Source organism: Bartonella sp. AA9NXGY, assembly GCF_042196845.1.
GTDB lineage: Bacteria > Pseudomonadota > Alphaproteobacteria > Rhizobiales > Rhizobiaceae > Bartonella.
Genome location: NZ_JBHIRB010000034.1, coordinates 1 through 7,164, shown reverse-complemented (window position 1 = coordinate 7,164; position 7,164 = coordinate 1). Strand labels below are relative to the sequence as shown.

Genomic DNA, 7,164 nt, shown 5'->3' with positions numbered 1-7,164 from the left:
TCATACTTAGCTTTACCACCTAAAGACTTCGCAACACCGCTCCCTAGTGCATATAGCTGGTTACCCGCTACAGCATCCGTTGACGTTCTACTAATGTCGCCATTTTTAAGAGACGTTATCTTGCTGCTCTCTTTACTGTCCCCATGCGTTGCTACAAACGCACCTTTGGACTTATCCCACAACAAGGCGTCAGCCTGAGCAGTGGTAATTTCATTGGTAATTTCTTTATGTAAATCCGTGAAAGAAGTTCCTACACCGGCAAACGCTGAAGCCACATCTGTATAGCTCTCCTCACTCTCAGTTCCATCAGATTTTACTGTTTTAACCGTGAACTTAGGTTTGCTCCATTTGCCATCCTCATACTTAGCTCCTCCACCTAAAGATTGTGCAACTTTATCACCTAGAGCATGAAGCTGATTACCCGTTACAGCATCCGTTGACGTTCTACTAATGTCTCCATTTTTAAGAGACGTAATCTTGCTACTTGTATTCTCTTCACCATGCGTCGCTACAAAGGCATTCGCCGTTTGGCTCCAGATTAAAGAATCACTCTTTTCACCAGCAATTTCTTTGCTAATCTCATTTTTAATATTCGTGATAGAATCACCAACACCGGCAAAGGCAGACGCGACACTGTCATAAGTCGAATCAGTAACATCACCATCAGGATTAAATCGCTTAACCTTGAATGTAGGAGCATTCCACGTGCCATTCTCATACTTAGCATTACCACCTAAAGATTTTGCAACCCCAGTGCCTAACGTATAAAGCTGGGAACCATTAACGGCATCGGTTGACGTTTTTGAGAGCTCACCAGGAGAAACATCCAAAAGACGCCGTGTCTCACCTTTACTATTCCGAATAGTTATTTGAGTTAATGGTGAGGTAGGAGCAACAGTTACCATACTTGCATCATCCGCTCGGGCTAGTTCACGAGATAAGCTTCTTAAAAGAGAAAAGCTACCTGTGTTCTTATGCTGATCATCACTTTGAGATGGATTATCTTGTTTTTCCCCAATAGCATGGGGTTCCTTTATCTCAACAATCTGGTGATTTAAAGCTGCCAAAGCACTATTAGTGCCAGAAAATGCATCCGCAACACTTTTATAACCTTCTACATTCTTATAACCTTCCGTACCTGCAAATGCAGTATCAAAAGCAGCTTTAGTCTGAAACTTAATATTAAGACTTAAGTTCTTGGGAGCATCCTCCCCCTCCACAAATGCAGAGCCACTATCTCTATACAATTTACTGCCAACTACATAGGCTGGCGGTATACCTTTAAGCGCATTTGTACCACCACTAAAGTCGTTTGATATGTTATTTAAAATCTGAGTAGCAGCAGCAACAGGAGAAACATTTGATAAAAATATAATCACTGAAGCCAATGAAAACGCTTTAATAAAAAGCCGTCGATAAAACGAGCAAGAATCTTTACAATCATTCACCACTAGCGCTTTTGGTGTGGTATATAATTTTTTCATAACAAATTCTCCAAATAGGAAAGACATATTTAGAACATTAAAAAGTCATATTTCAGTGTTAGGAGTGATTAACGACGTGATTTTTTTGTTCTTTATAAAGTTTGAGTTTGCCGCAGAGGCGAACAGAAGTAATTAGAAGTCTAGCAAGGTTGCAATTAATCTTGATAAACGATGTGGTTAATGGGTTTTTTATTTTTTCCGCCTTTAAGAAGGGTGCTTTTTTTGCAACAAAACTCCTGGATGAGGGTGAAAAACAGGTATGAAGAAGACATACTTGCACCCTATTGTTAGGTCTGCGGTTTATAATTTTAAAAGTAAAAGAGTTCATTTTATATGATTAAGAAGCTGTAAGGTATTATTAGGGGAAGAGTTTAAGTTGTTGGCTGAATGATTTAGAGTACTTGTTGTGAAATTATTACGCTTTTATCGCAGGGATAAGCGGCATACTCTTAAGCTTTAGAGTAAAATAAGGATGATTGTGTGTGTTGTTCATAATCAACTGCCCCCCCTTGCGAGCATTTTTCTGTTTTTGCCAAAATGAGTCTTACTAAAGAATATTTTGTGATGTTATAGACTATTGAGTGAAATAGCAAGAAGAAAATGAATTTAATTATTTTTACAGAATGAGTCTTTCCGATTTATATAACCGTGAAATATCCTTATAACTTTAAAACTCATAGATTCCATGCACTATAGACTTGTCTAGAGATTCTGTTTCATAGTTTTATTTAAGTGTCCCATTTTGATCAAAATGAGTCTTACTAATAATTGCTGCTGTTGCGTGCCTCATGATTGCTACTGCTATGTACAGAGCAAATAAATAAAATAATAAAATAGGATTTTTAAATTTTTAAACGTATCCCCCAATGGATATTTTCTATCAATGAAATTATAGAACGTACAGTTTTAAAATACTGCGCAATTACGCACTGAGAGTACTACTCTGTATTTGTAAAATTTTTGTTAAAGTGCTTTACTTCTTACTAAAATCAATCTCACTAAGATTATTACTATAAAATACATTGGTATAAGACTTTAATTATTATAAGACTTTATAAATACTACTCTATGGCCTTCTCTGTAAAATATTACTTCTCTATAATATAAAATTTCGCCCCTGTCTAAGAAGACAAGGGCGAAACTTCGCTTAAATTGTAGTTTTTCATATTCTCTGGTGTTATTTTAATTTCAGAGTTATTCCACCACCTACACCCCACTGACCGCCAGCACTGGTTGCTGATAGATTAGAACGAATCTTGCCATCTTCAGATGTATAACCTGCACCAATCGCAAAGGCAGATTGTCCACGCCAAAAACCGCCACCAAATGAAACACTCACAGATCCTGGGTCATCGAAGTAACGTAAGTTAGAGACTGCCAAACCAATCGCTGCTGCTTGCCTTGCCTCTTTGCGCACATTCGTAATATCATAACTTAGTGCGTCAAACTTCATATCGGTATAGGATTTTGCCTCGTTAACACCATTATTGACTTGATCGTCCGTGTACTTTTTCGCACTTTCAAGAGTAATCTTCATCTGCTCCGCGGTATGATCGTATAACTGACCACCATTCACTGCGTCCTTAGAGCCATGTTCAATTTTTCCATCTTTAACATTAGTAATCAAAACAGGCTCACTGTCATCGACACCTTTTAGAGTGATGCTATTGATTTTCTTTCCGCTATCATCGGTATCATAGCTAACCGCAACATTCACCTTGTTTTCAACTTCTGTTACCCTGTCTGTAAAGCTGTCTACCTTTTTTTCAACGCCTGTTACCCTGTTACTCATCTGTGAAAACTGATTGTCAGTCACCTCATAAGTTGACTTTTCTAAAATTTCACTAGGAGCAACAGTTACCGTGGTTGAATTATCCGCCTCATCTATGGCGCTTTCTTCCTCATCTATGGCAAGAGGTAAGCTTCTTAGAAAACGTGCGCTTCTCATAAAAGGAAAGCCTTTTGAAATAACATCCGAAGGATCACCATTTTGTGGTTTACCCTCTGTTTCACCAATACCGTTCATAACCCGCTCATTTAAACCTGCCAAAGCACTATTAACGCCAGCAAATGCATCTGCAACATTAGTATATTTTTTCTCAGTTTCCTTACCATTCTTATCAAAGGCTTTAACTGTGAAAGTCGGAGCACTCCAATTTCCACCTTTATATCCAGAACCACCACCGAAATAAGTAGCAATCTGGTTGTTTATCGAATAGAGCTGAGAACCAGTTATAGCATCAGTCGACGTTTCTGAAATCTCACCAGCAGCAATATCAAAAAGACGCCGGCTTTCACCTTCACTACTCATAAAACTTACTTGTTTTAATGGTGATTTAGGAGCAACAGTTATCGTAGTTGGAACCTTCACATTACCTAAAGCACTAGGTAAGCTTCTCATAAAAGGAAAGCCTTCTGAAATAATATCATTCAAATCACCGTCTTGATGGATGTGTTCCCTTTCTTCAATACCAGGCTTATTCTTTATCTTAACAATCTCCTCATTCAAACTTGTGAAAGCACTATTAACGCCAGAAAACGCATCTGCAACATTAGTATAGTTTTTCTCAGTTGCATTACCATCCTTATCAAAGGCTTTAACTGTAAATGTAGGATGTGACCATTTTCCATCTTTATAGCCAGCACCACCGCCAAAATAACTTGCAAATGTCTGAGCCATCAAATAAATTTGACCACCATTTACTGCTTCGGTCGATGTTGCCGTAAATGCACCCCCTTTAACACCAGAGATAACTCGTGGAAAATTAATACCGTTTGCAATATCTATTCTATCACCACCCTTGTCTCCACCAATCGTAATAAGCCCAGCGCTATTTTGCTTAACAAAACTATCACCTGTCACACTTTCGATCTTTTGATTAAGATTCGTAAAAGAACTACTTACACCAGAAAGCGCATCCCCAACATTCTTATAGTTCTTTTCAGTCTCACTACCATTTTTATCAAAAACCTTAACTGTAAAAGTAGGAGCATTCCAGTTTCCATCTTTATCATATCCAGCATTATCACTAAAATAGCTAGCAACTACATTGCTCATGGCATAAAATTGAGAGCCATTTATCGCATCAGTCGATGTTGCTGTAATCGAACCAGCCTTAACACCCGCAAGAGTCCGTGCCACATTATCAACATTTGCTATATTTACCTGGACCCCTCTTACTTTTCCACCAATGGTAATAAGTCCGGCATCATCTTGCTTAACAAGATCATCACCTGTCCCATTAATGACTATATTCTCAATCTTTTTATCAAGATTTGTGAAAGAACCACTTACGCCAGTAAAGGCATCCGCAACATTAGTATACTTCTTTTCAGCTCCATTACCATCCTTATCAAAGACCTTAACTGTAAAAGTAGGAGCACTCCAGTTTCCATCTTTATAGCCAGCACCACCGCCAAAATAGCCTGCGACTACATTGCTCATGGAATAAAGTTGAGAACCATTTATCGCATCAGTGGACGCTGCTGTAATCGAACCAGCCTTAACACCCGAAAGAGTCCGAACTGCATTATCAACGTTTGCAATGCTTACCTTAGTTCCACTTACTTCTCCACCAATGCTAATAAGTCCTGTATCATCTTGCTTAACAAGACTATTACTTGCTACCTTAATATTTTCAATCTTTGCATCAAGATTCGTGAAAGAACTACTTACGCCAGTAAAGGCATCCGCAACATTCTTATAATCCTTTTCAGCTCCATTACCATTTTTATCAAAGACCTTAACTGTAAAAGTAGGAGCTATCCAGTTTCCTTTTCTATCGTATCCAGCACCACCGCCAAAAGAGATCGCAGTACTGATGCCTTGGGAAAAAAGCTGAGAACCATTGACTGCATCATACGAGATTGGCGAAACCCAACCATCAGCAACACCAGTAAGAGTCCTCAATCCATGAGAGCTATTTGCGATAGTTATTCTATTACCACCTACGTCCGCACCAATTGTAATAAGCCCTGAGCTATCTTGCTTAACAAGCTTATCATACCTGGTTTCAGCGACATAATTCTCCAAACCATACAGCGCAGAGCCAACATCTCTATATATTTTACCGTTAATTATATAGGTTGGCGCAATACTTTTACGTATATTTGTACCTCCGCCAAAATACTGTGCTACATTACCCCAAAGATCACAAGCAAAAACAGGAGAAGCATTTGATAAAAAGACAGCTACTGACACTAATGAAAGCGTTTTAATAAAAGGTAATCGATAAGACGAGCAAGAATTTTTTAAATTACTCACTGCTAGCGTGTGTGGTGTGGTATATATTTTTTTCATAATAAATCCTCTAAGTAAAAAAAGATATTTAAAACATCAAAAAGACATATTCCGGTGCTACTAAGCTCCAGAGATTGTTTTTTCTTGTTTTATAAAAGATTAGGGTTGTCATAATGCGGAAGAGGACTATCTAAGATATCAATGAGATAGAAGTCGACGTTGATCGATAGTCCAATTAATGTGGTTTTTATTTATCCCCCTTTAAGGAGGGGTGTTTTTCTTAAGCAGAGCCTTTAAATTTAAAGGTGAAGAAAGGTGAAAAAAGTGTAGAAAAAACATATTTGTGTACTATTATTAGGGGTTGTGTGTTTAAGAGGCAATAAAATGTTTATTGCGCAAGGGAGTTAAGTTGTTGTTGAGTAATTTAGAGCGTTTTTTGTAGGGTTATTGCGCTTTTTTCGTGAAAATAAGCGAGATATCCCTGAGTTTTATATTTGAATCTCTTAAAGCTCTTTGAAATTAGATGATTGTGATTTTGTAATTTTGCCATAGCTTACCGCACCCCGCTTTGCGAGAAGATTTCTAGTTTCTTTTAATTAATTTTTCGAACTCTATACAGATTATTAAAAAATAGCAAGGAAAAAATGAGACTTTTTATTTCTTTAAGAACACCCCTCGTGGATATTTCTATTATAAAATTATAAACTGTATAGTTTTCAAATATTGTGCGGTTACACGTACTCTGTTAATTTATATGAAAACATACCTCTGCATTTGTAGTTTTTTTGTTAAAATGTTTCACTGTAACTAAAATTAGTCCCACTAAGATTATTATTACAGAATACATTATTATAAAACTTTACAAGTATACTACTCTATGAATTTCTGTGTAAAATATCACTTCTTATAAAATTTTTACCCTTGTCTGATGAGACAAGAAGGCAGAACTCTCTTAAAAATAAATATCGATTACTCAAATAATTCCTTTTGGAGGTGATAAATGATTTTTTCATATAAAATTTCACAAAAAATATATTTTTACTCGAAATACGCCCTTATCTTCTATTGCTATTCATTTATGATGAAAATAACTTTCCTTCTCTTTAAATGGCACATGTAACGCATTTGATAAGAGAAGGAAAATTTATTTCGAATTTTCTATTGTTAATTCAGTGTTACCCTAAATCCAGCACCTACACCCCAATGTCCCCCAGCACTCGTTGCAGATACGTTAGAGCGAAATCTTCCATTTTCAGACATATAACCAGCTCCAATAGCAAGTGCAGATTGACTGCGCCATACACCCGTACCAAGTGAAAAACTTAATTTTCCCGGTGTATCGTCATAGCTCAAATTAGATACTGCTAGACCAATAGCAGCAGCTTGTCTTGCTTCTTTCCGAACATCCTGAATAGCATAATTCAATGTCTCAAACTTCAT

Annotated in this window: 2 protein-coding genes and 1 pseudogene; all 3 read right to left on the bottom strand. The window is 37.1% G+C overall.

Going from position 1 to position 7,164, the window contains the following annotated elements:
• A pseudogene (locus tag ACFIM6_RS09245) lies at nt 1-1,484 on the bottom strand (hypothetical protein); the annotation flags it as partial.
• Between the two features lie 1,177 nt (nt 1,485-2,661).
• Nucleotides 2,662-5,784: a YadA-like family protein gene (locus ACFIM6_RS09240; protein ID WP_375612591.1), complete on the bottom strand. Its 3,123-nt coding sequence runs from the start codon at nt 5,782-5,784 to the stop codon at nt 2,662-2,664.
• 1,104 nt (nt 5,785-6,888) lie between these two features.
• Nucleotides 6,889-7,164: YadA-like family protein (locus ACFIM6_RS09235; RefSeq protein WP_375612590.1), on the bottom strand; the 276-nt coding region annotated here is incomplete at its 5' end.

What these genes read in the sequence shown, in the direction of transcription:
- ACFIM6_RS09240 (WP_375612591.1), bottom strand. Translation starts at nt 5,784, where the DNA reads ATGAAAAAAATATATACCACACCACACACGCTAGCAGTGAGTAATTTA.